Source organism: Aeromonas sp. R6-1 (assembly GCF_040908165.1).
GTDB lineage: Bacteria > Pseudomonadota > Gammaproteobacteria > Enterobacterales > Aeromonadaceae > Aeromonas > Aeromonas caviae.
Genome location: NZ_JBFODF010000029.1, coordinates 49,117 through 73,941, shown reverse-complemented (window position 1 = coordinate 73,941; position 24,825 = coordinate 49,117). Strand labels below are relative to the sequence as shown.

The window sequence follows — 24,825 nt, the reverse complement described above, 5'->3', positions numbered from 1 at the left end:
ATTATTGTCTCATAAATCATTAGCCGATGGTCAAAACCACTGCCAACCATGATGAAGGTCGCGACATCTGCGCGCTGGATCTGCTAGGGTGAGTCTTTGCCGAAGAGGACGCCCCCCATGCCCCAGTCATCCCCCTGCGATCATCACCAGAGTGAACAGCCCCGATTCGACGAGTACGACGCCCTGATCTTCGACATGGATGGCACCCTGGTGGACTCCATGCCTCTGCACCTGGATGCCTGGGAAATCACCAGTACCGAGTTCGGCCTGCCGTTTGATCGGGCACAGCTCAACGAGTACGGCGGCATCCCCACCCGCAAGATAGTGACCATGCTGGCAGAACAGCACGGGCTGACCATCGACGTGGAAGCCTTTGCCCGGCGCAAGGTGGCCCTCTACCTGGCACGGATCGACGACGTCCGGGTGTTTCCCGCCATGTGGGAGCTGGTCAGGCAGTACCACGGCAAGGTGCCCATGGGCATAGGCACCGGCTCAACCCGGGAACATGCGGCGTACATCCTGCGTCAGACCGGGCTCGATGCCTTCATCTCCGTGCTGGTGAGTGCCGATGATGTGGTCAATCACAAGCCCCACCCGGACACCTTCCTGAAAGTGGCCGAACAGCTCGGCGCCAACCCGGCCAACTGCCTGGTGTTTGAAGACACCCGGATAGGCATTCAGGCGGGCAAGGCCGCCGGCATGACCACCTTGCTGGTCACCGAAGGGACGCTGCAACGGGTGTGAGCGGTGCGGGCCCATCCTAACCGACGGACCCGCACCAGCTTACTCGGCCTCATTCTCCCCCTCCTTCCCACCTGCCGGTGCCGGGCCGTCCGGCCGCTCAAATCCCAGATCTGACATGCAGTTGTCAAATTCCGACTCCCCCGGTTTGCCATGCTCCTTGCAGCTCTCAAACGCCGCTTTCATCTCGGCCGACAGCTCGTGCGGAGGCTTGGGCGGGGTACGGCTGCCCTGATCGCCCGCTGCGGCGGTCAGAGTAGTGAGGGAAAACAGCAAAGGCAGAACAATCTTCATGGTATGACTCCAAAACGGGTGGCATACACCGGCACGGTGCGGCGATGGCCCACGGCAGCGGGCGGCGTCATGCTAGCGAGTCGCCGCGAACTGATGGGTCAAGAGGAGGTAAAGAGGGTGTCAGATCGGCGTAAATCCATAAAAAAACGCCCCAGGCGGGGCGTTGTTTTCATGGCGGCCATTACATGGCGTTGGTGGATTCGAAGATCTTGTCGGCCGACGCTTCGACGAAGCCAGGGTAGAGCACGCCGTCGGCCTGCGGGTAGCGCAGGGCAAACTCGTAGAAGCAGCTCGGGATGGTGCGCACGCCGTCGCTGAAGGGCACCTCGGCCTTGTCTGCCATGGTGGAGGATTGCTCCAGCATCACCTCGGGATCGCCCTTCACCTCGCCGCCAACGGTGTTGAGCACGAAGCCTGCCGCCTTGAGCGCCGCATTCACCTGCTGGATGGTGTCGAAGTCCTTCAGGCGGTTGATGTTGACGGTGAAGTGGTTGGCACGATAACCCCAGGCGGCCATCCAGGCGGCATACTCGCTCTCTGCCAGCAGGGTCTGGTAGTCGGTGTGGGAGACCTGCCAGGGCGCGCCGGCGTAGAGGAAAGCCGGGGTGTCGGTGAGGTGATCGGGTACCTGATCCACCAGCTTGTGGATGATGGCCTGGGCACCTTCGGAGAGCTCTTCCACCTTCAGCTCGCTGATGAACACCTTGGGCGCATCAGGATCTTTATGCTCGAAGTGTTTGGCATAGAGCTTCTTGGCCTTGAACACATACTCGCCCTTCTCTTCGTACCCCAGGGCACGGAAGTGGGCCGCCAGTTTCTCGAGACCGAGCTTGGGCAGGTTGTAGGTCCGAAACGCCACGTGATCGTTGATGATGGGGGCACCGCCGCCCAGCAGTTGATGAACCTTGTGAGCACTGGGGGTGACCTGAATGTAGTTGTCCCACAGATGGCCAAACAGGGTGTCGATATCCTTTTGCATCTCTCTTTCCTTTGATTGCGGGTACAGACAGGGGCACCTGTTCAGTGCCCCTCTTTTATTTTCTTGTTATCAGAAGGTCAGACCGGGAGACAGCTGATCCGGCATAGCAGCCTTGCTGTCTTCGACGGAGGCGACCGGGTAAGCACAGTAGTCGGCGGCGTAGTAGGCGCTCGCCCTGTGGTTGCCGGAGGCACCGATGCCGCCGAAGGGGGCGGCACTGGAGGCGCCGGTGATGGGCTTGTTCCAGTTGACGATACCGGCACGGATCCGCTTGAAGAAGTGGTTCCAGTCCGCTTCGTTGTCACCGAGCAGACCGGCCGAGAGACCGAAACTGGTGGCGTTCGCCTTCTCGATGGCCACATCGAAGTCGTCGTAGCGAATGAGCTGCAGCAGCGGGCCGAAGTACTCTTCATCCGGCAGCGCACTGACCGCGGTCACGTCGATGATGCCCGGGGAGACAAAGCCGGTGCCCGCTTCCAGGTGCTTGAGGGTAAGCAGGCTTTCGCCACCGAGGCGCTGCAGGTTGGCTTGCGCCTCGACCATGCCGAGTGCGGCCTTCTCGCTGATCATGGCGCCCATGAACGGCTGCTCGGCGGCGTCATAGAGGCCGACCTTGATCTGGCCGACCACCTCCACCAGGCGCTTGACCAGGGCATCGCCCCGCTCGCCGCGCTCGACAAACAGACGGCGCGAGCAGGTGCAGCGCTGGCCGGAGGTAATGAAGGCGGATTGCACGATGGCATGAACGGCGCCGTCGATGTCGCTCACATCTTTCACGATCAGCGGGTTGTTGCCACCCATCTCCAGTGCCAGGATCTTGCCCGGCTGGCCGGCAAACTGCTGATGCAGGAAGTGGCCGGTACGGGAGGAGCCGGTGAAGAAGAGGCCGTCGATGTCCGGATTGCCGGCCAGCGCCTTGCCGGTGTCGACCTCCCCCTGCACCAGGTTGAGCACCCCCTTGGGCAGCCCCGCCTCCTGCCACACCTTGACCATGGCTTCAGCCACCATGGGGGTCAGCTCGGAAGGCTTGAACACGACCGCATTGCCGGCGATGAGCGCCGGCACAATGTGGCCGTTGGGCAGGTGGCCCGGGAAGTTGTAGGGGCCGAACACGGCCACGACGCCATGGGGCTTGTGGCGCACGAACGCCTTGGCGCCCGGCATGGGGTTTTCCACCGTGCCGGTGCGCTCGTCATGGGCACGGATGGAGATGGCAATCTTGCCCTGCATGGCCGCCACTTCGGTGCGGGTCTCCCACAGGGGCTTGCCGGTTTCACGGGCGATGGTCAGGGCCAGCGCCTCCTTGTGCTCGCCGAGCAGGTCGGCATAGCGGCGCACGATGGCAAGGCGCTCTTCAAGGGCCAGATCGGACCAATGGTAGAAGGCCGTGCGGGCCGCCTTGACGGCCGCATCCACCTGGGACTGGCTTGCCGCCTCACCACGCCAGATCACCTCGTTTTTGGCCGGGTCGATGGATTCGAACGGCTTGCCTTCACCGGCCAGCCACTGGCCATCGATAAACTGGACTAAAGACATCATCAATTCACTCCCTGTGGGTACGCAGGCCGCCTCGGCAGCCTGTCTCAATGCTGTGCTGCGGGGCGGGTCAATCCAGATCGACGACGCGCACCATGTCGCCATTTTCCACCTTGAGGGCGGCCGCCATCTTGGGCGGAATGATGGCTTCGTGCTTGTCCAGATCGACCCGGATGTTGCCGTAGCAGGCGCGGTATTGCTCGAACCTGGTGTTGCAGATGAGGTAGGTATGGCCGCCGATGGGCTCACCCACCAGCACCGCCAGCTTCTGGCTGCGGCGCACGCTGCGAATGTTCTTCACCTCGCATTCGACGGTGGGGCCGGCGTCGAAGATGTCGACATAACCGCGATTCACGAACCCCTCATCCTGCAGCATCTTGAGGGCAGGCCGGGTCTTTTCGTGGGTCTTGCCGATGACGGCGCGCGCCTCGTTGCTCAGCAGATTGACGTAGATGGGGTACTTGGGCATCAGCTCGGCGATGAAGCGCTTCTTGCCGATGCCGGTGAGATAGTCGACGGTGGGAAAATCCATCGAGAAGAAATGTTTTTGCAGCCACTCGTAGAAGGGGCTGTGGCCGTTGCCATCGGAGACACCACGCATCTCGGCAAAGACGGTACTGTCAAACAGCTCGGGGTGTTCGGCCATGAACAGGAAACGGTGCTTGGAGAGCAGACGGCCGTTGAGCCCCTCGCGGGCGCATTCACGCAGAAACAGGGTGCAGAGCTCGGAGTTGCCTGTGTAGTCGTTGGAGAGGGTGAGGGTTTCCACGACATTGTAGATGCCGAGCTTGGGGGAGGAGTGCACCACCTTGCCGATGTGATAGTTGTAGAACGCCTGGGACAGGCCGACCGCCGCGTCGATGGCGCAGGTACCGACCATCTCCCCGGTCTCCAGATCCTCGGCCACGAAGAAATAGAGGCACTCGCCCTTGCCGGCGGGCTTGTCCAGGAAGGTCTGGGTCGAGGCATCGATCTTGCGTTGCAGCAGCTCGTCGTTGACCGGCAAGGATGTCATGCCGGTGCCGGATTCGATGGCACAGGTCTTGAGGCCGGCGAAGTCGCGCTGCTCGATAGGACGGATAACCAACATAAATGACAACTCCCTTTCATTGACGACAGGTGGGGTCCCGGCTCCTGCCGGGAGGGCTCCCCACCTCAATTTGGATCAGGCGTTGACCACCTGAGCGACCGCTTTCTCGAACCGTGCCAGCCCTTCCTTGATGTCTGCTTCCGGGATCACCAGGGAGGGAGCAAAACGCACCACGTTGGTACCGGCAACCAGCGCCATCAGGCCCTGATCGATGGAGGCGAGCAGGAAGTCGCGGGAGCGGCCCTTGAAGTCATCGTTGAGCACGGCGCCCAGCAGCAGGCCCTTGCCACGCACTTCGCTGAAGCAGTGGTACTTGGCGTTGATAGCTTCCAGCCCTTCGCGGAACAGCTGCTCGCGCTGCTTGATGCCGCTCAGCACTGCCGGGGTGTTGACCACGTCGATCACCGCCTCGGCCACGGCACACGCCAGCGGGTTGCCGCCGTAGGTGGAACCGTGAGTGCCCACTTTCAGGTGGGAGGCGATCTCGGTGGTGGTTAGCATGGCCCCGATGGGGAAGCCGCCGCCCAGCGCCTTGGCGCTGGTGAGGATGTCCGGGGTGATGCCCAGACCCATGTAGGCAAACAGCTCGCCGGTACGACCGACACCGGATTGCACCTCGTCATAAACCAGCAGGGCGTTGTGCTTGTCGCACAGCTCGCGCACCCCCTTGGCAAACTCGTCGGTGGGGCTGATGATGCCACCCTCGCCCTGCAGCGGCTCCATCACCACGGCGCAGGTGTTGTCGGAGATGACGGCAGCCAGCTCCTCCAGGTTGTTGTAGGCGACGTGGGTGATGTCGGCAGGCTTGGGACCGAAGCCATCGGAGTAGGCAGCCTGGCCGCCGACGCTGACGGTAAAGAAGGTACGGCCGTGGAAGCCCTGGTGGAAGGCGATGATCTGGGTCTTGTGGGCCCCGAACTTCTCGATGGCGTAGCGGCGGGCCAGCTTGAGGGCCGCTTCGTTCGCTTCGGCACCGGAGTTGCAGAAATAGACCTTCTCGGCGAAGGTGGCGGCGACCAATTTCTTGGCCAGGCGCAGGGCCGGCTCGTTGGTCATCACGTTGGAGAGGTGCCACAGCTTCTCACCCTGGGATTTCAGGGCCTCGACCAGTTTGGGATGGCAATGGCCCAGGCCATTGACCGCGATCCCGCCCGCGAAATCCACATACTCGCGGCCTTCCTGATCCCAGACACGTGACCCCTCGCCGCGCACCGGGATGATTTTGGCCGGCGCATAGTTGGGAACCATCACTTCATCAAACACTTCACGTGTCACTGCCAACAACTCTGACATATTGCTCTCCTGCTATCTCGCGGCAGAATAATCCACCGCCCAAAAGTTAAATCCGTGTAAACGTGGCGGAATTATCACAGAAAAAAAGTAAAAAGTCTGTAACTTAACCGCCTATAAGGAACAATGTTCGATTGCCTTTGAGATTTTAGGCAACCGCATTGCATAACGGCTCAGGGGGTGTTGGCAAGAGATAATTTGGACAGGGAGGAGGGTGAATAAAGTCTCAGGGAAATTTTTTTTTGCCTCATGACGGTTTTGAGACAGACATCGCAATTTTTTCAGGAAACGGCCAAAAAGTTGGCCAGCAACTGGTGCCCCTGTTCGCTCAGAATACTCTCCGGATGGAACTGCACTCCCTCCAGCGCCAGCGTTTTATGCCGCAGCCCCATGATCTCGTCCAGGCTGCCGTCGGCATGTTCGCTCCAGGCGGTGACCTCGAAACAGTCGGGCAGCGACGCCGCCTCCACCACCAGTGAATGATAGCGGGTCACCCGCAGCGGGTTGTTGAGCCCCTTGAACACCCCCTCCCCTTTGTGACGGATGAGAGATGTCTTGCCGTGCATCACCTGACGGGCACGCACCACCCGGGCACCAAAGGCCTGTGCCAGGGACTGATGGCCGAGACAGACGCCGAGGATGGGGATCTCGCCGGCAAAACGGGAGATGGCGGCCAAAGAGATGCCCGCCTCGTTTGGCGTGCAGGGGCCCGGAGAGATAACCAGATGGCGGGGGGCAAGCCGGGCTATCTCCTCCAGGCTCAGCTCATCGTTGCGCCTGACCACCACCTCTTGCCCCAGAGCGCCGAAGTATTGCACCAGGTTCCAGGTAAAGGAGTCGTAGTTGTCGATGAGTAGCAGCATGCAAACACCCTGGGAATAAGACAGAGACGGTGATCGGACAGCCCGTTGCGAGGGCGGGCAGACAAACGCCGCGCATTCTGGCATGTCTCTTTGCGTTAATAAACCGGCGATCACCTCACCTGCTGTGCAGTCTGTTCGCTCTTCAATGGCGATCCGGGCCTGTCGAGCCCACCCGGCGGTGGGCCTGTCCCCGACCGGGCAGCATCAGCCGCTCCATGTCAGGATGGCAAGGTAAAAGAGACGGGAGGCGACCGGGAAAAGGGCGCAGGACGTGACAGGCAGATGGGAAGGAGTCACCTTGGCAAGGGCTGGCAACGGACCTCAGCGGTCCAGATAACGGCCCTGTTCCAGTTCCCGTTCCCGCTGGCACTCGGCCAGATAGATGGCAGCCGCGATGGCCGGGGTCTTGTGGTGCTTGTCGATGGCGTTGGAGACCATCAACTGCAAGGTATTGAGGCTCTTGGCCTTGCGAAACTTGCGCAGCCAGTGACCCTTGTCACCCAACTCTTCACTCAGGGTTTGTGATTCGACAGACATGCTTTCTCTTGGGGCAAAGCCCGTGTTTGACATTGGGGAGGTTGCGACAAACCGGAAGGTGTAAAACAAAGAAAGCCAGGCATCCACCCAGCTCTCTTCTACTACACCTTCCCAGTATGTCAGGCTCGAGGAACGAAGCCGACGACATCATATACGCTGATCAGGGTTTTTTCAGCCCTTTCACGCGCCTTTTGTGCGCCAGCCGCCAAAATGGCCTGCAGATGGGCCTCATCCTGACGCAGCTCGCGGAAGCGCGCCTGGATGGGTTCCAGCAAGGCGACCACGGCATCGGCCGTTTCACTCTTGAGGTGGCCGTACATCTTGCCTTCGAAGTGCTGCTCCAGCTCCGGGATGGAGCGGCCGGTCACACCGGACATCAGGGTCAGCAGATTGGAGACCCCCGGCTTGTTTTCGGGATCAAAACGCACCACGGCCGGCTCGTCCGAGTCGGTCATCGCCCGCTTGATCTTCTTGACGATCTGCTTGGGATCTTCCAGCAAGCCGATGAAGTTGGCCTCGTTGTCGTCGGACTTGGACATCTTCTTGGTCGGGTCCTGCAGGCTCATCACCCGGGCCCCTTCGGTCGGAATGAAGGGTTCCGGCAGGGTGAAGACTTCGCCATAGAGGTTGTTGAAGCGGGTGCAGATGTCGCGGGTCAGCTCCAGATGCTGCTTCTGGTCATTGCCAACCGGCACCTGATTGGCCTGATAAAGCAGAATGTCGGCCGCCATCAGCACCGGATAACCGAACAGGCCGACGTTGACGTTGTTCTCGAAACGAGCGGACTTGTCCTTGAACTGGGTCATGCGCGACAGCTCGCCCATCTGGGTGTAGCAGTTCAGGATCCAGCCGAGCTCGGCGTGCTGGGGCACGTGGGACTGGATGAAGACGGTGCTCTTGGCCGGGTCGATGCCCACCGCCAGATAGAGAGCGGCTGCGTCGAGGCACGCCTTGCGCAAGGCGGCCGGATCCTGGCGGGTGGTGATGGCGTGCAGATCGACGATGCAATAGAGGCAGTCGAAGTCATCCTGCATGCTGACCCACTGACGCAGGGCCCCCATGTAGTTGCCGATGGTCAGCTGGCCCGAGGGTTGGGCACCGCTCAATACGATTGGTTTAGTCATCAGAGTAGTAATCCTTGTTATCCGCCAGCCCGGTCTGGATCAGACCAGCAGGGCGTCGAGTTCGGCAAACTGCTCGCAAACCCAGTCGGGGCGGGAGTCTGCGATAGGGCGGCCATAGTTGTAGCCATAGGTGAGCCCCACCACCTTCATGCCGGCGGCCTGGGCGGCCAGCACGTCATTTTCGGAATCCCCCACCATCAGGGTGCGGGACGGGCTGACACCCAGCTCATGGCAGGCGTGCAACAGCGGCTCCGGGCTCGGTTTCTTGACGGGTACGCAGTTGCCCCCGAGCCAGAGAGCGAAACAGTCGCTGATGCCGAGGGCCTCCAGAATGGGCTGCACGAAGTGACTCGGTTTGTTGGTCACCACGGCCTGCTGGTAACCCAGCCCCTGCAGACGGCGCAGGCTCCGGGCCACTCCGTCATACATGGCCAGACCTTCCAGAAGACAGGCCTGATAGTGACGGTCGAACAGGGGGCGGGCCTTGGCAAACTGCTCCGGGGCGTCGCGGTAATCGAGAGCCCGCTGGATCAGCTTGTCGGCGCCGTTGCCGACCCAGGTACGCACCACGGACTCGTCGGCCTCGGCCAACCCCAGCTCCGCCAGGGTACGGTTGACCGCCAGCGCCAGTTGCGGGGCGCTGTCAATCAGGGTGCCATCCAGATCGAACAGCACCAGGTCAAAGGGGCGATCAGCGACGGACATGGGCAAGCTCCGCGCGCATCTGGTCGATCACTGCCTTGTAATCCGGCTTGCCGAAGATGGCAGAGCCCGCCACGAACATGTCGGCACCCGCCTCGGCAATCTCGCGAATGTTGTCGACCTTGACCCCGCCATCGATTTCCAGGCGAATGTCGCGGCCGCTCTCGTCGATCAGGCGGCGCACCTGGCGCAGCTTGTCGAGGGTGCCGGGGATGAAGCTCTGACCGCCAAAGCCCGGGTTGACCGACATCAGCAGGATCACGTCCAGCTTGTCCATCACGTACTCCAGGCAGGTGAGCGGGGTCGCGGGGTTCAGCACCAGACCGGCCTGGCAACCCTGCTCCTTGATGAGGCCCAGGGTGCGATCCACGTGATCGGAGGCTTCCGGGTGGAAGGTGATCAGGCTGGCACCGGCTTTGGCAAAATCAGGCACGATGCGATCCACCGGCTTGACCATCAGGTGCACGTCGATGAGCGCTTCGATGCCGTAATCGCGCAGCGCCTGACAGACCATGGGGCCTATGGTCAGGTTGGGGACATAATGGTTGTCCATCACATCGAAATGGACCACGTCGGCCCCGGCGGCCAGCACCTTGGCCACATCCTCACCCAGACGGGCAAAGTCGGCGGAGAGGATAGAGGGGGCAATCAGAAAGTCTTTCATCAGCGTCATCCATTGGCAGCGTGGCAGAAAAAACGGCGCAATTTTATCGCAAAAGGGCGATGAAAACGACCCGCATCTACAGAACACGCCGCTCCGGCACCATCGCCGGCAAACGATGCCAGGCGCGGCTCACGGAATACCAGCGGCCGCATCAGAAATGACAACGGCCCCCTCAGGGACCGTTGTTCACTCAGCCGACGGCAACCAGCTCCGCCTCACCGGGATAATAGCCCTGTTCGGGCTCGATGCCGGGCGGATAGAGCGCCAGCAGCTCGGCCACCTTGTTGCGACCACCGCCGTTGCGGCTGATGGTACGCTTGACCAGGATCTCGTCGAGCCGGGCGCCACGATAGAGCTCGCGGGTCAACTCGATGTCATGGTTGCTGATGAGCACGGGCACCCCTTTATGGGCGGCGGTGTGGCGAGCCAGCCTGGCCAGCAGCGCCTGATCGTCCAGGGTGAAACCGCCCGCCGAATAGGTGGTGAAACTCGCCGTGGTGGAGAGGGGGGCATAGGGCGGATCGCAGTAGATCACCCAGTCTTCCTCTGCACGGGCCATGGCGTCGGCATAGCTTTCACAGATGAACGTCGCCTTCTGCGCCTTCTCGGCAAACGTCCACAGCTCTTTCTCCGGGAAGTAGGGTTTCTTGTAGGAACCGAAGGGAACGTTGAACCCCCCCTTCTTGTTGTAACGGCACAAGCCGTTGAAACCATGGCGATTCAAAAACAGGAACAACTGAGCCCGCTCAAACCCCGCCGCGGTCTGGTTGAACTGGGTACGCAGCCGATAATAGGCGGTCTTGTGGTTGTGCTCGGCCACGAACAGCTTGCGGGCCTCGCTGATGAAGCTGTCCGGCTGCTGCTTGAGGTGGTTGTAGAGGCCAATGAGATCCGGATTGATGTCGTTGAGCACATAGGCGTCGTAATCCGTGTTGAGAAACACGGATCCCGCCCCGACGAAGGGCTCCAGCAACACACGCCCGGCCGGCAAACGCTCGGCGATCTCTTCGACCAGGGAGTATTTTCCCCCGGCCCATTTTAAAAACGCGCGTGTTTTTTTCATGGAAGTCCGGTGTTGACAAGGCTATGCCCAAAAAAGGGGGGTGATTCTACCCCCTTCTTCGGGTGGCTGGCTATTGCTTCAATTCTTTTTGTATCTGGGCGAATGACTTGGGCCAGGGTTGTCCCTTGAGCAAGGCAGGCGACAGCTTGCGAATGGCCGCCTTGGCCTGGGCACTGCTGGCGTAGTCTCCCTGCACCACCACATACCAGGGACTGCCACGGAAACGGGTCTTGTAGACCCACACCTTGCCCGCCAAGCCATGCTCGGCCACAAAGCTGTCTACCGCCTTGGTGTTGCTCGCCCCCATCAACTGGATGCTGTAGTGATTCTTCGGCTTCTTGTTGAGAGTCGCCACCGGCGTCAACGCCACCTTGGCCGCTGGGGCCGCGACCGGCGCTGTCTGCGCGCCACTGGCCGATTGAGCCTCTGTCCGGGCGGGGACACTGTTCAGGGCCGGTTTCTTGACCTGGGCCGTCGTTCCGGTCGGGACCGCACGGGAACCGCTCCCCACCAGCTCATCCACCACGGCCGTGGGCAAGGCGCCGCTGACGTTCGGCTGGTTCATCAATTTCTCGACCACTTCGTCGGAGATGACGACCCGGCGCCCCTCATAGTTGGTTGACTCCGTGGTGACCGTCTCGCTTTCGACCTTCTTGGGCAAGGGCTTGGCATCGGACTGCCAATCGTGGGCAACCTGATTCCCTGACGGGATGGCAGCGGCGCCACTGCTCGCCTGAGTATCCAAGGCCCCGCTCGCCGCACCGACACTCACAGGATCGCTTGAGACGGGATCGGGCAACGCCATCCCCTGGGACGGAGCCTGGGCGGGGTCCTGGCCTGCACTGTCGAACAGGGGCAGATAGCTCAGGGCCAGCAACCCGCCCGCCACCAGGGCAAGCACGATCGCTATCTTCTTGACGGGCAACTCGGCCTGACGTTTCTTGGGCCTTCTGTCGGTCATGGTATCCTCCAGTAACTGCATGATGGCTGACGGATGTCCGCCCGCCCCATTCAGGATCTCTTCCACTTTCGGCTTGGGCAAGAGGGCTGTCGGGATCTTGAGCTCTTTGGCCTTCTCATACAAGAAGATACGTTGCTCAGGAGCGCTCAGTGGCGCGACTTCCAGCTCGAGGGCTGGCATGGCTCGTCCCTTGAGGAGCGCCTTCTGGTTACGACACCAGGCGTCATCACCCGAGAGCAGGATGGCCAGTTTATGAGGAGATGCCAGGGTATCGTTGTGACGACAGAGCGCCCACAACTCCCCCACCAGCTCGGCAGGCAAGGTATCGGCACGTTCGATGATGAGCAGCAGTCTGGCAGGCTTGTCACCCACCATGCGAAAGAAGCTGTCCGCCAGGGCATCCTGCGCGTTGAACAGGGGACGTGCCACCACCTGCTGCAACAGCAACTGGCGCACATCCGCCATCTTCATGGACGGGCTGCCGATGAGGCTGGCCACCCGCACCGCATCGGGCAGTTGGGCAAGCAGCGACTCGCACAGTGTGCCACGGCCACTGCCTGGCTTGCCGGAGAGAAAAACAAAGGGGTGGTTGAACTCGATCAGGTGCAGCAGCCGGTCAACCAACTGCCGCTGAGAAGGCAGTTTGAGCAATTTATTAGTGGTCACGACCAGACTCGATCACCGCCATCAATTGCTCGTCTGTCACATCGGCCACGACCTGGGCCTGTCCGATCCCGATCGGCAGCACCAGCCTCAGCTTGCCTTCCAGCACCTTCTTGTCACGGCGCATATGGCGAATGAAGGCGGCAAAATCCATATCGGACGGTGCCTTGACCGGCAAATCGGCGGCCAGCAGCAGATCGCGGACTCGTGCCACCTCTTGCGCCGTCATGTCGCCACGGGCCAGGGCCGTCTCGGCCGCCAGCATGGTTCCCGCCGCCACGGCTTCACCGTGCAGCCAGTTGCCATACCCCTTCTCCGCCTCGATGGCATGGCCGAAGGTATGTCCCAAGTTCAGCAAGGCGCGCACGCCGTGCTCGGTCTCGTCCTGACCGACCACATCGGCCTTGATCTCGCAGCAGCGGCGAATAGCATAGGAGAGTGCATCACCGTCGAGGCGCTGCAGGCGAGTCATGTTGGTTTCGAGCCAGGAGAAGAAGGCGGCATCCCAGATGATGCCGTATTTGATCACCTCGGCCATGCCGGCGGCAAATTCCCGGGCAGGCAGGGTCTTGAGGCAGTCGGTATCGATGATCACATGCTTGGGCTGATAGAAGGCACCCACCATGTTCTTGCCGAGAGGATGGTTGACGGCGGTCTTGCCGCCGACGGAAGAGTCAACCTGGGAGAGCAGCGTGGTAGGCACCTGAATAAACGGAATGCCTCGTTGGTAGCTTGCCGCAGCAAAGCCGACAACATCACCTATCACACCGCCCCCCAGAGCGATCAGAGTGGTATCACGACCATGGCTGGTTTCCAGCAGAGCAGACATGATCCGCTCGAAGGTCGCCAGGGTTTTGTAGGCCTCGCCATCGGGCAGGATCAGGTGTTCCACCTGAAAACCGGACAGCAACTGAATGATCTGTTCAAGATACAGGGGCGCGACCACGGTATTGGTCACTATCATGACCCGCTTGCCCTTGATCGTCTGCGCCAGTACCTCGGGGCGTTGCAGCAGACCGGCAGCTATCTCTATCGGGTAGCTGCGTTCACCCAGTTCGACCTTCAACCTTTCCATGGACGTCCTCTAATGAATTACATACCAATCAACTTGACGATTTGATTAGCGACAACTTTGGCACTCTGGTCATCCGTCTGGATGACAAAATCGGCAACCTCTTCGTACAGGGCGTTGCGCTCTTGCGCAAGACGCTCAAGCACTTCACGGGGCGGCTCTTCGGTTTGCAGCAAGGGACGACGCTTGTCTCTCTGGGTTCGCGCCAATTGCTTTTCAATGGTGGTTTCGAGGTAGACCACGATGCCGCGTGCGGAGAGTTTGTTGCGGGTTTCACGGCTCTTGATGGCACCGCCACCCGTTGCCAGCACGATACCCTGCTGTTCGGCGAGCTCACCGATCACCTTCTCTTCGCGGATCCGGAAACCTTCTTCGCCTTCAACATCGAACACCCAGCCGATATCGGCACCACTGCGGCGCTCAATCTCATGATCTGAGTCGAAAAACTCCATGTGCAGTTGTTCTGCCAGATGTCTACCTATGGTGCTCTTGCCCGCACCCATGGGACCTATCAGGAAAATATTGCGTTTCTCAGCCATGTCTTTTCGTTAGTAATTACAAACTGTATGGCCCCGGTAAACACTCGACCGGGGTACCTATGAACCTTATCTTGCGATGGATCAGGAGGGGGATTATCTCAGTAGAAACCAGGACTGGCAACCGCAGCCCTTACGCCCCAGCCTCATCGGGGCGTAAGGTTATATGTGTTTTACTCTCACAAGTAAAGTTTTCAGAGGGCGTCGGTCACTATCCTCGGGGTCACGAAGATCAGCAGTTCACGCTTCTTGTTTTCACTGGTGGTTTTCTTGAACAGATAGCCCAACCCGGGGATATCCCCCAGCAGCGGCACCTTGCTGACATCACTCTTGATGGTCTGTTGATAGATGCCGCCAAGCACCAGAGTTTCACCGTTGTTGACCAACACCTGGGTGGTGATGGACTGGGCGTTGATGGACACCGCATCCCCGGTCCCGGTCGGCACGGTTTCCCCCTTGGTATCCTGAGTCACGGTCAAGTCCAGGATCACCCTGTTGTCCGGGGTGATCTGCGGCGTGACCTTGAGGCTCAGTACCGCCTTCTTGAAGGTGACCGAGGTCGCCCCGCTGGAAGAGGACTCCACATAGGGGATCTCGGTCCCCTGCTCGATCAGGGCCGGCTTCTGGTTGGCCGTGGTGACACGCGGACTGGCGATGATCTCGGCCTTGCTCTCCTTTTCCAGAGCCGAGAGTTCAAGATCCAGCAGAGTACCATTGGCAAGACGGGCGACCTGGAACGCCAGGGTGCCGGCCGCGTTGGTCACCGGCAGGTTGACGTTGAGTCTGTCTTCTACGTTGGGGCGAGTGATGGTGGAACTGCCATCATTGTTTCCGGCGCCATCATTACCCTCTATGGTGCCCGAGGTGCCGTTGCCATGACCGTCTGTCTTGGTCACCCCCCAGCGCACCCCCAGAGCCTCATCGAAGCCATCATCAATGGTCACCATGCGCGCCTCGATCACCACCTGCTTGACCGGGATATCGAGGATATCCAGCATCCGCTTGACGTTGCTGATGACATCCGCCGTGTCCTTGACCACCAGCACGTTGGTACGTTCATCCACGCTGACCGCCCCTCTGGGGGAGAGCAGCTTGGTACTCTCGGAGGAGAGCAGGGCCGCCACTTCCGATGCCTTGGCATAGTTGATCTGCAGATACTCGGTGTAGAGGGGAGCGAGATCCGCCACCTGGTTGCGGCTCTCCATCTGCTGTTTCTCGCGAGCGGCAATCTCGTCCGCCGGTGCCACCAGCAGGATGTTGTTGTCCAGCCGTTTGTCCAACCCTCTGACCTTGAGGATGATGTCCAGCGCCTGCTCCCAGGGCACGCCATCGAGACGCAGCGTGATGTTGCCGGAGACCGAGTCCGTGGTCACCAGGTTCAAATTGTTGAAATCGGCGATGATCTGCAACACGGTACGAACAGGAATATCCTGGAAGTTCAATGAGATGGGCTTGCCCTGGTACTGCTTCGCCGCCGTGGTGGCCACCCGTTTTTTCACCTCGATGATGAACATCTTGTCGGCCTGATCGTAACGGTAGTCAAACTGGCCGTTCACCGAGAGCTCGAACAGGGTGTCATTGCCCTGGCGGAACACCTCCACCTGGGAGACCGGGGTAGCGAAGTCCTGCACATTGATGAGGTTGAGCTGATCATCAGGCACCCGGGTACCGTGGAACTTGGCCAGCACTTTCTGACCACGGCTGCTGACATCCACCGCCGCCGAACTGTTGTCCAGCGTCACGAGGAACTCCCCCTGCCCCTCCTTGCCACGGCGAAAATCCACGCCCTTGACCGAGTTGAAGTAGGCGCCCCCCATGTTTGCCTGAGACACGGACAACACCGGCTTGCCGGGGGCAACGGGCGAAGGAGCCACAGTAGGCGTGGCAGCCACGGCAGGCTGAGCCTGATACTGGGACTGGTTCTGGGCAACTCGCTGGGTGTCAATCAATGCAGACTGAGTCACCGGCTGGCTTCTGACGAGCGCAGACTGGCTGGCTGCAACAGGCGCCGCCGAGGAAGCGACCGGCTGCCCGGCCTTGTCTCCCAGCGCCACCAGCAATTTATTGCCCTGCTGATGGACCTGATAGGGGGTGAGCTGATCGAGGGCGATCTTGATGTCGAGCCCCTGCCCCTTCCCCTCCACCAGGAGGTTGTTCACCCCTTGCTGCTTGATGGGCAGGGGATTGACCGTCAGGGCACCGATGGCCCCGGGTACGTGCAGCAGAAGCTGATTGGGCTCATAGGTCAACCTGTCCGTAAAACCGCTGACCGGTTCGCTGAAGCTGAGCTCCAGCAGGAGTTGATCGGCCAGCAGGGGATTCACCTTGACCTCCTGCAACGCGGGTACTGCCCACACCTGAGTGCATCCGCCCAGCCAAAGCAGCGCCACACCGGTCATCCTTCTTATTGTTGTTCTCATCTCTGCTCATCCCTGATCATAGTTTTGCGTCGAGATTGGCCATGGCCAGCTGGGTTTCTCGGGTGACCCAGCATCCTTTGCCATCCGGTACCGTCTCCATCAAGTCAACATGCGTGTTCGTTATCTTGATGACCCTGCCCTGATCCAGCCCCATGTGCTGGTTGAGCCCGACGCGCACGGCTTGCCCGTCCGGGGTTTTGATCAATGCCCACAACTGCCCCTGCTTGCCGATGGAGCCTTTCATGCTCAGGCTGGCAAGCGAGTAGCGTTCCAGCACCTCCTTTTCCCGATTGGCCACTATCTGGGCACAGTCCGGCTTGGCCTTGGCGTCCAGCCTGGAACTGGTTTCCGGCTGGGGTGCAATGAACGGACTGCGCTGATCGCTGCGTTGATAGACCATGGGAGAGAAGGGCTTTATCTCCGGCAAAGGTTCGATCGGTACCGGCTTTCTGGCCTTGGTCTGTTTGACATATTCATCCATGTCCTCCTGTCCCCCACAGGCCGTCAACAGCAGCGCCGACAAGAGAAGTACGCCCGCTCTCATGCTCATGGCTTTTTCTCCACGGTTTTGCCGTTGTACTTGTAGGTCTTGGCCTGCATGGACATACCGATCAGCTCACCCCCCTTCCCCTGGCTGAGCTGGAAAGAATCCAGGATCACGATGCGCGGCAAAGCAGCCATGTCCGCCGTGAACTTGCCAAGTTCGTGATAGGTGCCCACGACCTCGATGCGCATGGGCAGCTCGGTGGAGAACTCGTGTTTCACCTCTGGCTCCCAGTTGATCCTGTTCAATGTCAAACCGTTGTCGGTGGCAATGAAGCTGATGTCATCCAGCAAACCGGCGACTTCGTGGGTGTTGGGCAGCTGCTTGAGCTGGGTGTCGACCAGATGTTCCAGCTGGACCATCTGCTTTTTGTATGCCTCCAGGTTCGCGGCCAGCATGGCCTTGCTCTCGAATTGTCCCTTGAGCTCAGTCTCTTTTGCGGCTTCCCGACCCAGGGCCGCCAGGGAATTGGCAATCACGTAGTAATAGAGTGCCCCGCCAAGCAGAGCACAGCAGAAGAAGACAAAGATGCCCTTGGCGATCGGCGGCCAGCGGGCAATGTCATTGAGATCCAGGTCGTTGAGTTGTTGCAGGTTCATTTTTGCCCCTTAGCCACGTTGGGTAGCGCCGTGGCAATCTGGAACATCATGGAGAACTGGCTCAGGGCGATGGGGGCCACCTCGGCCGTGAAAATGGTGCTGAGCTGGGATTGTGTCAGCCAGCCGGAACCGTCGATTCGGCGCATCATGCTGGCAACCCTGCCATAGGCTTCGGTCTTTCCCTTCACATCTATCTTGTTGTTTTGCAAGGCAAGGCTATCAAGATATACCCCATTGGGGACCAGCACCGGCAGCTGATTGAACAGACGCACAGGGATGTTGCGGCGCATCTGCAACTGCTCGATGAGTTGCATGCGGTCAATCAACTCCTTACGCCGTTCCTTGAGAAGCCTGATCTCCCCAAGCTGGGTGTCCAGGGTTGCCATCTCCTGCTGCAACCGCTGATTGCGCTGCTGCTGGTAACCAATCTGCTGCTGCACCAGCCAGTCTGCGGCAAAGGCGATGGCTGCCGTCCCCGCCAGGAACAGACCGAACAGGATGCCGAATTGTTTCTTCTGACGCTGCGCCCGAGCCTGCCGCCAGGGCAGAAGGTTTATATTTGACATGGTGTGAAGCTCCTCAGTGCCAGCCCGAGCGCCGTCATGTACTTGGCCCCATGAGTCAGCCCCCCCTCTCCCTGCGGCTTGCCAAAGAGTGCAAAGGGATCGGGATGCAGCACCTCGCAGTTGAGCTCGCTGCCGATTTGTCCGGCCAGCCCCGGCAGCAGGCTCCCCCCTCCGGTCAGCACCAGCCTGGAGAGCTCCTTGTTCCCCGAAGAGCTGCAAAACAGCTGCACGTTGCGCCGTATCTGCAACACCACGGTGCTGAGGTGAGGCAACAGGACATCCACCTCATGATCCGCAGGCAAGGAGCCCTGGAGCTTGGCCAGTTCCGCCTCTTCCATACTCATGCTGTAAAAAGAGGCCAATGCCTGGCTGTATTGATCACCACCAAAATTCTGCAACCGGGAATAGATGACCTGGCCCCGTAGCAGGGCGGCGAAAGTCAGGGCGCTGGCACCGATGTCGACGATGCCAATCGGTTTCTCCGAGGTTTGCAGGTCAGGCAGACAGGCCAGCACGGCGCGTCCGAGCGCATGGGCCCCCACATCCACCACCATGGTCGTCATGCCTGCCTCCGTCAGGGCACTGACCCGGCCACTGACGCTCTCGGTCCGCGCGGCACTGAGCAGGACCTCCTGACGCCCGTTGTCGCCCGCCATGCCGAGGATTTCAAAATCCAGGCTCACTTCATCAAGGGGAAAGGGGATGAGCTGCTCTGCCTCCAGGTGAACCTGGTTCTCCAGCTCGCTCTCGTTGATGTTGGTATCGACCTGAATGATCTTGGTGATGACGTTGGAACCGGTCACGGCCGTGGCCACGTTCTGGCAATCCCCTTGCACGAGCCGCTTGAGCGACTTGAGGGACTGACTGACCCGTTCAATGTCCTGAAGTTGATAGTCGACCAGCGTTCCTCTTGGCATGGGGATCTCGGCAACCGAACCGAGGTGCACCTTGCCGGGACGTCCGCTGATGGTGACGGCCTTGATGGTTTGACTGCCAAAATCAATGCCCGCCATGGAGACGAGGGATCCCTTACTTAATAGCCCAAACATATACACATCCATGCGTTATTGGGTTTTCGGACTTATTGTAGGACAGCGCGTCATGATGTGACGGCTTAACTCAATATAATGCTCTATCTATCAATGTCATAAAGTTTGTGTCAAAAGTTGACGCCCCTCTCCTTTCGGCCTTGATTGCGGCCCCCTTGGTAATTGTGCCCTGGAGTGCTACCCTCCCGCCTCTTCTCGGGGTCGCCTGTTTGCGGAGAGGAAAACCTCGAATCCGCGAGGGTAAAAAGGCTATACTCTGCGCCCGTTGGCTAATTTTAAGACGATTGGTAGTTCTTCCATGCTGAAATGGCTCGTTCGCCTGTTTATTGTCATGATGCTGGGTGCTGTGCTGGGCGTTGCCAGCCTCATCGGCATCTACTTCTACATCAAGCCCCAGTTGCCGGACGTCAGCGCTCTGCGCGATGTCAAACTGGCTACCCCCATGAAGGTCTACAGCCGGGACGGGGAATTGATCTCCCAGTTTGGCGAAATTCGTCGCATCCCTCTGCGGCTGGACGAAATTCCCCAGTCCATGATCGATGCCGTACTCGCCACCGAAGATGCCCGCTTCTATGAGCACCCGGGCATTGACCCCATCGGCATCATCCGTGCCGCCACCGTCTGGGCCGTTTCCGGCCAGGCGCGTCAGGGCGCCAGTACCATTACCCAGCAGGTGGCCCGCAACTTCTTCCTGAGCAACGAGAAGACTCTTGTACGCAAGATCAAGGAAGTGTTCCTCGCCTGGCGTATCGAGCAGAACCTCTCCAAGGACGAGATCCTCACCCTCTATCTCAACAAGATCCCCCTCGGCTACCGGGCATTCGGGGTCGGCGCGGCCGCCCAGGTCTACTTCGGCAAGGAGGTCAAGGATCTGACCCTGGACGAGATCGCCATCATCGCGGGTCTCCCCAAGGCCCCCTCCATGCTGAACCCGATCCGCTCCCCGGAGCGCGCTTTCGCTCGCCGCAACGTGGTACTGGGTCGCATGCTGGAAACCGGCAAGATCACCCAGGCCCAGTATGACGAAGCCTCCAAGATGCCGGTCAAGGCCCGTTTTCACGGTGCCGAAACCACGCTGAACGCCCCCTATCTGAGCGAGATGGTACGCCAGAAGATGGTGGAGCAGTTTGGTGAAGATGCCTACACCATGGGGCTGCACGTCTACACCACCGTCACCGCCAAGCGTCAGCGCGCCGCCCATCAGGCGCTGCTGGATGGTGTCTTCGACTACGACACCCGCCACGGCTACCGTGGCCCGACCGCCTTGCTGTGGAAAGCCGGTGAAACGGCCTGGGACTACGAGCAGATCATGGCCCATCTGGCCAAGCAGCCGACCTATCAGCCCCTGATGGCCGCCGTGGTCACCCAGCTCGGCGACAAGAGCGCCACCCTGGTGCTCAAGAATGGCAAACAGGCCGAACTGGGCTGGAATGGCATCAAGTGGGCGCGCGCCTTCATCACCGACGATCGCCAGGGTTTTGCCCCGAAATCGGCGCGGGATGTACTCAAAGTCGGCGCCCAGATCTGGGTCAGGGAGAAAGGGGAAGAGTTGCTGCTCTCCCAGATCCCCGACGTCAACGCCGCCCTGGTGGCCATGAACCCTCAAGACGGCGCCATCGAGGCCCTGGTCGGCGGCTTCAGCTTCGAGCTCTCCAAGTTCAACCGGGTCGATCAGGCCCGTCGTCAGGTCGGCTCCAACATCAAGCCTTTCCTCTATGCCACCGCGCTGGAGCAGGGCTATACCCTGGCGTCCCTCATCAACGATGCACCGATCAACCAGTGGGATCCTGCCAAGGGCCCCATGTGGCAGCCCAAGAACTCGCCCGCCATCTATGAAGGGCCGACTACCTTGCGCCTCGGCCTTGCCAAGTCCAAGAACGTGATGTCGGTCCGCCTGATGCGCGCCATCGGGCTGGATACCTATATCGACGGCCTGACCCGCTTCGGCTTCGCCCGTGATCACATTTCCGCCAATGAATCCCTGGCGCTGGGTGCGGCGGAGTTTACCCCGCTGGAAGTGGTGCGCGGCTACTCGGTGCTGGCCAATGGCGGCTTCCAGGTCACCCCCTACTTCATCACCGAAGTGACCGACAGCTTCGGCACTCCCCTGTTCGAGGCCAACCCGGCCGCCGCCTGCCGCGACTGCGGCGTGCTGGCCGCCGCTGGTCTCGACAGCGCGGATGCCTATGCCAATACCACGGCAGACTGGAAGGCCCAGTGCCCCATCGATCCTGTCGTGCCCAACAACATGGCACCGCAGACCATCAGTGCCCAGAGCGCCTTCCTCATCACCGACACCCTGACCACCGCCATCTGGGGTGGCAATGGCTGGCGTGGTACCGGCTGGCGGGCAGCCCGTGACCTCAAGCGTCACGACATCTCGGGCAAGACGGGGACCACCAACGAATCCCGGGATGCCTGGTTCTCCGGCTATACCCCCAATCTGGTGGCCACCTCCTGGATCGGTTTTGACAATCACCAGCGCGGTCTGGGCCGGGCCGAGTTTGGCGGCGGCGCCGCCCAGCCCATCTGGATTGACTTCATGAAGACGGCTCTGCACCAGGTGCCCGAACGCAAGATGCCGGTCCCCGAAGGGATCATGCAGGTCCGCATCGATCGTGAAACCGGTCTGCTGACCAATCGCGCCGATGGCAGTACCACGGAGGAGTTCTTCAAAGAGGGCACAGAGCCCACCCGCTACGCGAGCCAGATCTCCGATGGCAACCAGGTGTATGGCGGTGACGATGCGACCACAGACGGTCCCGTCTCCACCGACGACATCTTCTAGGTCCCCCTGGAAACAACAAAACCGGCGCCCTGGCGCCGGTTTTTGTTTCGGGATGACGAGCGGGCTGCGTCAGCCCAGCAGGGCTTTCATCAGACTCGAAATGCGGGCCGCCAGCTCATTGAAGCAGGGGCGGCGCACCGAGTAGTGACGATATAGCAGGGAGATGGTGCGCCCCGGCACGGGGTTGATTACCGGGCGATAGCTGACGCCCCCCTCCTCCGGGTTGGCGGGCACGGCGAGCCTGGGCACCAGCGTCATGCCACTGCCGGCGGCGACCATGTTGCGCAAGGTCTCCAGACTGGTGCCCTTGAAGCGCTGATCCTCACCGATGCCCGCGGCAAAACAGAAACCCATCGCCTGATCCCGCAGGCAGTGACCGTCGGCCAGCATCAGCAATTTCTTGCCCTTGAGATTGTGCAGGGGCACCGCCTTGGCGCTCGCCTCCGGGTGATGCTGGGGCACGGCCAGCCACATGGGCTCCTGATAGAGGGGGATGGCGCCAAACCCCTCCATCCCTTCCAGCTCCGCCAGCACGAGGCAATCCAGCTCCCCCTCCTCCAGCCGCTTGAGCAGCACCTGGGTCTGATCTTCGTAGAGGTAGAACTCCAGCTTGGGGAAGTGTTCACGCAGATCCTGGATGATGTGGGGCAGCAGATAGGGGCCCACGGTGGGAATGAAACCGATGTGGATCTCGCCGGACATGGGCTCGGCGAAGTGCTGGCCTATGCTCTTGAGCTCTCGCGCCTCCTTGAGCACCTTGCGCGCCTGACGGGCCATGGCATCGCCGGCGGGCGTGAACAGCACCTTGCGGGAAGTGCGCTCGATGAGGATCACTCCCAGTTCATCTTCCAGCTTGCGCAGCTGGCCACTCAGGGTCGGCTGGCTGACAAAGCAGCGCTCCGCTGCCTTGCGAAAGTGTTTCTCCTCTTCCAGCGCTACCAGATATTCGAGATCGCGAAGGTTCATAGGTACTGCATCCTGCCGTTCAATGAGGCCGATAGCATGCACAAGAACGGTGCGGGGGACAAGGGAGGCGCGCAGACGGGTCTGCCCTCTCCCTCTCCTTTGACAAGCCGCAGGCGATGGGCGAGAGACTCACCCCATCAGGGAGGCGATGTGATCCGCGAATGCCGATGGCTCTCCCAGATAGGAGGAGACAGGCAGCGCAACGACGCGCTCCCCTTGCATCAATCCCAGGGTCGGGAACCCCTGCCCGCCGAGCCGGCCCAGCCACGCCTGGCTTGTGGCCAGATGGCCCACAAGATCGACCCGTCCAAAGGCCAGGGCGAATGCCTCCGGTGTCAGCTCCTGCTCCCGCGCGAGCGCCGCCAGCCGCGTCGGGGAACCGACCCATTCCCCATCCCGGTAGTGGGTCTCCTGGATGCGGTGCAACAAGGCAAGGCCGTCGCCGCCAAGCTCGCTCACCGCCAGCACTGCGCGTATGGGCGGCTCGGAGTCGAGGAGCAGCGACTCGTTGAGCAGGAGCTCGTTGAAATAGCGCTCACCAAAGCGCTGTCCGGTGAGGGCGTGGATGCGCTCGTCATGGGGGCGCACATAGTCCCGCAGGGGCTGGCCCATGGCCTGGCGCCTGGCGCCCATCCAGAGGCCCCCCCCATGCAGTTCGATGCGAAGGCCCGGGATCTCGGCAGCGGCTTTCAGCAGGGGGGCGGCGCCATAGCACCAGCCACAGAGGGGGTCATAGACATAATGGAGGGTTGTTTGCGCTTCGTTCATCATCATTCTCGCTTCAAGGCTGGATAAAAAACCGGGCCCTCGGGCCCGGTAAAAAAACACAGGGAAGTAGGCGTCAGGGAGTTACCACTTCATCTCGCCGGTATTGACCTTGGCACCGATGGCCAGGCCATCGTCGACCGGCAGGGAGGGGTAAGCCTTCTTCAGCGCTTCAATCAGCTGGCCGGAGTGCTTGGTCTTGGCCAGCTCCTGCTCAAAACGCTGCACGTAGTCACGGGTGAAGGTCACGGCTTCGGTACCCTTGGGCGCAGTTCCCAGGAAGTGACCCGGCACCACACGCTCGGGTTTCAGGGCCAGCAGGTTGTTCAGCGCCTTGACCCAGTTGCTGCGAGCGGCCTTGGACTGGCTGTCCGCCATCCAGACGTGCACGCCGCTGTAGACCGGCACACCACCAAAGGCCGTCTTGATGGAAGGGGCCCAGAGGTAGGCATTCGGGGTGTTCATCTCTTTGATGTCAATCTTCTCGCCATCCAGCGTCAGGTGGCTGGCCGTCATCACTTGCGGCACGGTCAGGCTCTTGGGTGCATCCTTGCCCAGGATCGGGCCCCAGTAGCTCAGCTTGGCATCCTTGGTCTGCTTGATATGGTCGACCACATGCTGGTCGGCCAGCACCTTGACATCCGGGAACGCCGCCATGACGGGTTCCAGACCGAAGTAGAAGTCGGGGTCACCGGCACTGATATAGACAGTGGTCAGCTTCTTGCCGCTCTTCTTGATCATGTCCACCAGCGCCTGACCATGTTGCACGTCGAACTGGGCATCGATCAGGATGGCCTCTTTGTCACCGGCTACCAGTGAGGAGGAGACGGGGAAGATGGCCTTCTCGCCGGGGTTGTAGACGGTCACGGTCAGGGGGGCCGCCAGGGCGGAACCCGTCATCAGGAGGCTGGTCAGGGTCAGGGTACGCAGTGTGTTGTTCATCAGATAACGCTCATCGGTGTGGATTAATGGAATGAGCGCAGTTTATTGCATCACCATCGATACAAATACCG

The 24,825-nt window shown here is 60.6% G+C and carries 24 protein-coding genes; 2 read left to right on the top strand and 22 right to left on the bottom strand.

The window, feature by feature from the left end:
• Nucleotides 1-117 precede the first annotated feature (117 nt).
• Nucleotides 118-744 carry an HAD family phosphatase gene (locus tag AB5Y68_RS08700; RefSeq protein WP_039039591.1) on the top strand — a complete coding sequence of 209 codons (627 nt, stop codon included), beginning with the start codon at nt 118-120 and terminating at the stop codon, nt 742-744.
• A gap of 39 nt (nt 745-783) precedes the next feature.
• On the opposite strand, the gene AB5Y68_RS08695 is transcribed toward AB5Y68_RS08700, so the two are convergent.
• The 19 genes from AB5Y68_RS08695 to tapM all read right to left on the bottom strand — a co-directional run bounded on the left by AB5Y68_RS08695 (nt 784) and on the right by tapM (nt 19,293).
• Nucleotides 784-1,035, bottom strand: coding sequence for a hypothetical protein (locus AB5Y68_RS08695; RefSeq protein WP_039039590.1), 252 nt, complete (start codon nt 1,033-1,035; stop codon nt 784-786).
• 181 nt (nt 1,036-1,216) lie between these two features.
• Entirely contained in the window at nt 1,217-2,014 is a 798-nt protein-coding gene (locus tag AB5Y68_RS08690; protein WP_039039589.1) for a DUF1338 domain-containing protein, read from the bottom strand.
• 69 nt (nt 2,015-2,083) lie between these two features.
• The gene (astD, locus tag AB5Y68_RS08685; RefSeq protein ID WP_039039588.1) at nt 2,084-3,553 is read right to left on the bottom strand and encodes a succinylglutamate-semialdehyde dehydrogenase; all 1,470 of its coding nucleotides are present in this window, start codon (nt 3,551-3,553) and stop codon (nt 2,084-2,086) included.
• Nucleotides 3,554-3,620: 67 nt separating this feature from the next.
• Nucleotides 3,621-4,640 carry an arginine N-succinyltransferase gene (gene astA / locus AB5Y68_RS08680; RefSeq protein WP_039039587.1) on the bottom strand — a complete coding sequence of 340 codons (1,020 nt, stop codon included), beginning with the start codon at nt 4,638-4,640 and terminating at the stop codon, nt 3,621-3,623.
• Nucleotides 4,641-4,715: 75 nt separating this feature from the next.
• Nucleotides 4,716-5,933 carry an aspartate aminotransferase family protein gene (locus AB5Y68_RS08675; RefSeq protein ID WP_039039586.1) on the bottom strand — a complete coding sequence of 406 codons (1,218 nt, stop codon included), beginning with the start codon at nt 5,931-5,933 and terminating at the stop codon, nt 4,716-4,718.
• A gap of 278 nt (nt 5,934-6,211) precedes the next feature.
• Nucleotides 6,212-6,793, bottom strand: a complete 582-nt coding sequence (locus AB5Y68_RS08670; RefSeq protein WP_039039585.1) for an aminodeoxychorismate synthase component II — start codon at nt 6,791-6,793, stop codon at nt 6,212-6,214.
• Between the two features lie 321 nt (nt 6,794-7,114).
• Nucleotides 7,115-7,330 (bottom strand): hypothetical protein, encoded by a 216-nt coding sequence (locus AB5Y68_RS08665; protein ID WP_010673831.1) that lies wholly within the window; start codon nt 7,328-7,330, stop codon nt 7,115-7,117.
• 119 nt (nt 7,331-7,449) lie between these two features.
• The gene (trpS, locus tag AB5Y68_RS08660) at nt 7,450-8,454 is read right to left on the bottom strand and encodes a tryptophan--tRNA ligase (RefSeq protein WP_010673830.1); all 1,005 of its coding nucleotides are present in this window, start codon (nt 8,452-8,454) and stop codon (nt 7,450-7,452) included.
• A 39-nt stretch (nt 8,455-8,493) separates the two neighbouring features.
• Nucleotides 8,494-9,159 carry a phosphoglycolate phosphatase gene (locus AB5Y68_RS08655; RefSeq protein ID WP_010673829.1) on the bottom strand — a complete coding sequence of 222 codons (666 nt, stop codon included), beginning with the start codon at nt 9,157-9,159 and terminating at the stop codon, nt 8,494-8,496.
• Nucleotides 9,146-9,820 carry a ribulose-phosphate 3-epimerase gene (gene rpe, locus AB5Y68_RS08650; RefSeq protein ID WP_010673828.1) on the bottom strand — a complete coding sequence of 225 codons (675 nt, stop codon included), beginning with the start codon at nt 9,818-9,820 and terminating at the stop codon, nt 9,146-9,148. Before rpe ends, AB5Y68_RS08655 begins: the two co-directional genes overlap by 14 nt.
• A 190-nt stretch (nt 9,821-10,010) precedes the next feature.
• Nucleotides 10,011-10,883: a Dam family site-specific DNA-(adenine-N6)-methyltransferase gene (locus AB5Y68_RS08645; RefSeq protein ID WP_039039584.1), complete on the bottom strand. Its 873-nt coding sequence runs from the start codon at nt 10,881-10,883 to the stop codon at nt 10,011-10,013.
• 70 nt (nt 10,884-10,953) lie between these two features.
• On the bottom strand, nt 10,954-12,510 hold the full coding sequence (locus AB5Y68_RS08640; protein WP_039039583.1) for an SPOR domain-containing protein: 1,557 nt from the start codon (nt 12,508-12,510) through the stop codon (nt 10,954-10,956).
• The gene (gene aroB, locus AB5Y68_RS08635) at nt 12,500-13,582 is read right to left on the bottom strand and encodes a 3-dehydroquinate synthase (protein ID WP_039039582.1); all 1,083 of its coding nucleotides are present in this window, start codon (nt 13,580-13,582) and stop codon (nt 12,500-12,502) included. Before aroB ends, AB5Y68_RS08640 begins: the two co-directional genes overlap by 11 nt.
• A gap of 17 nt (nt 13,583-13,599) precedes the next feature.
• The gene (gene aroK / locus AB5Y68_RS08630) at nt 13,600-14,118 is read right to left on the bottom strand and encodes a shikimate kinase AroK (RefSeq protein WP_010673824.1); all 519 of its coding nucleotides are present in this window, start codon (nt 14,116-14,118) and stop codon (nt 13,600-13,602) included.
• A 191-nt stretch (nt 14,119-14,309) separates the two neighbouring features.
• Nucleotides 14,310-16,535, bottom strand: a complete 2,226-nt coding sequence (locus AB5Y68_RS08625; protein WP_039039581.1) for a type IV pilus secretin PilQ — start codon at nt 16,533-16,535, stop codon at nt 14,310-14,312.
• 16 nt (nt 16,536-16,551) lie between these two features.
• Complete coding sequence (locus AB5Y68_RS08620) at nt 16,552-17,079, bottom strand: pilus assembly protein PilP (protein WP_039039609.1); 528 nt, start codon at nt 17,077-17,079, stop codon at nt 16,552-16,554.
• Between the two features lie 2 nt (nt 17,080-17,081).
• Nucleotides 17,082-17,678: a PilO family type IV pilus biogenesis protein TapO gene (gene tapO, locus AB5Y68_RS08615; protein WP_039039580.1), complete on the bottom strand. Its 597-nt coding sequence runs from the start codon at nt 17,676-17,678 to the stop codon at nt 17,082-17,084.
• Complete coding sequence (gene tapN, locus AB5Y68_RS08610; RefSeq protein ID WP_039039579.1) at nt 17,675-18,244, bottom strand: PilN family type IV pilus biogenesis protein TapN; 570 nt, start codon at nt 18,242-18,244, stop codon at nt 17,675-17,677. The genes tapO and tapN overlap by 4 nt, the downstream gene beginning before the upstream one ends.
• Nucleotides 18,232-19,293 (bottom strand): PilM family type IVa pilus assembly protein TapM, encoded by a 1,062-nt coding sequence (tapM, locus tag AB5Y68_RS08605; protein ID WP_368207083.1) that lies wholly within the window; start codon nt 19,291-19,293, stop codon nt 18,232-18,234. Before tapM ends, tapN begins: the two co-directional genes overlap by 13 nt.
• 298 nt (nt 19,294-19,591) lie before the next feature.
• Here tapM and AB5Y68_RS08600 point away from each other — a divergent pair, with 298 nt between their 5' ends.
• The gene (locus AB5Y68_RS08600; RefSeq protein WP_039039577.1) at nt 19,592-22,081 is read left to right on the top strand and encodes a penicillin-binding protein 1A; all 2,490 of its coding nucleotides are present in this window, start codon (nt 19,592-19,594) and stop codon (nt 22,079-22,081) included.
• A gap of 69 nt (nt 22,082-22,150) precedes the next feature.
• Here AB5Y68_RS08600 and oxyR read toward each other — a convergent pair whose 3' ends face one another.
• From oxyR to AB5Y68_RS08585, 3 genes are all read right to left on the bottom strand, one after another.
• A complete protein-coding gene (oxyR, locus tag AB5Y68_RS08595; RefSeq protein WP_010673817.1) occupies nt 22,151-23,047 on the bottom strand; it encodes a DNA-binding transcriptional regulator OxyR in 897 nt (298 codons plus the stop codon).
• Between the two features lie 129 nt (nt 23,048-23,176).
• Entirely contained in the window at nt 23,177-23,821 is a 645-nt protein-coding gene (locus tag AB5Y68_RS08590) for a DsbA family protein (protein ID WP_039039576.1), read from the bottom strand.
• A gap of 75 nt (nt 23,822-23,896) precedes the next feature.
• Complete coding sequence (locus tag AB5Y68_RS08585; protein ID WP_039039575.1) at nt 23,897-24,754, bottom strand: Vmh family MBL fold metallo-hydrolase; 858 nt, start codon at nt 24,752-24,754, stop codon at nt 23,897-23,899.
• Nucleotides 24,755-24,825 lie beyond the last annotated feature (71 nt).